The organism is Streptomyces boncukensis, assembly GCF_011045075.1.
Classification (GTDB): Bacteria; Actinomycetota; Actinomycetes; order Streptomycetales; family Streptomycetaceae; genus Streptomyces; species Streptomyces boncukensis.
The window spans coordinates 1-916 of sequence record NZ_JAAKZZ010001036.1 but is presented as its reverse complement, the minus strand read 5'-3'; the positions used below and the strand labels follow the sequence as shown (position 1 = coordinate 916).

At 76.5% G+C, this 916-nt stretch carries 2 protein-coding genes; one reads left to right on the top strand and one right to left on the bottom strand.

The window, feature by feature from the left end; all coding sequences use genetic code 11:
• On the bottom strand, positions 1-318 hold a 318-nt coding region (locus G5C65_RS37785; RefSeq protein WP_165303591.1), incomplete at its 3' end, for a GntR family transcriptional regulator.
• Positions 319-347: 29 nt separating this feature from the next.
• Here G5C65_RS37785 and G5C65_RS37780 point away from each other — a divergent pair.
• Positions 348-916 (top strand): class I SAM-dependent methyltransferase (locus tag G5C65_RS37780; RefSeq protein ID WP_165303589.1); only part of this gene is annotated, 569 nt, incomplete at its 3' end.

The following is a 916-nucleotide window of genomic DNA, read 5'->3' as shown; positions in this document are numbered from 1 at the left end:
CGCCGGGGCCGGGTGCGGGGGTGCCGCCACCACCACCGTGCCGCGCCGTCCCCGGCCGACCACGTGCCCGTCCTCGACCAGCCGCCGGTACGCCTCGGTCACCACGCCCCGGGACACCGCGAGGTCGGCGGCCAGCACCCGGGTGGCGGGCAGGGTGCTGCCGAGCGGCAGCCGGCCGTCGGCGATCGCGCCCCGCAGGCGTGCGGCCAGCCAGTCCGAGAGGCCGCCGGGCGGCGCCTCGGAGGGGTCGAGCTGGAGGAAGTCGGAGCCCCGCAGCGCTATGGACCGGTCGGCACAGCCTGCTTTGGATCTGTCCACCGGTCCATAGTGCGCGACAGGCTGTCCGTATGACGACTGCTGCTTATGTGCACGGCTACTCCCCGTACGAGGCCCGCAGGCTGGGCGACCAGGCCGACACCCTCGCCGCGCTGCTGCACGCGGACACCGCGTACCCGGCGGGCAGCCGGGTGCTGGAGGTGGGCTGCGGGGTGGGCGCGCAGACGGCGCACCTGGTCGCGAACAGCCCCGGCGCCCGTATCACGGCGGTCGACGTCTCGGCCGATTCGCTGGCGGTGGCGCGCGAGCGCGTCGGGGAGCGGGCCGGGGTGGAGTGGCGGCAGGCGGACCTGCACCACCTCCCCTTCCGCGACGGCGCGTTCGACCACCTCTTCGTCTGCTTCGTACTGGAGCACCTGGCAGAGCCCGGCGAGGCGCTGGCCGCGCTCGGCCGGGTGCTGCGTCCCGGCGGCACGCTGACCGTGATCGAGGGCGACCACGGCTCGGCGTTCTTCCACCCGGACAGCGCGTACGCGCGGGCCGCGGTCGACGCGCTGGTCCGGCTCCAGCGCGCCGGGGGCGGCGACGGGCTGCTGGGCCGCCGCCTACACCCGCTGCTGGCGGCGGCGGGGTACGGGGA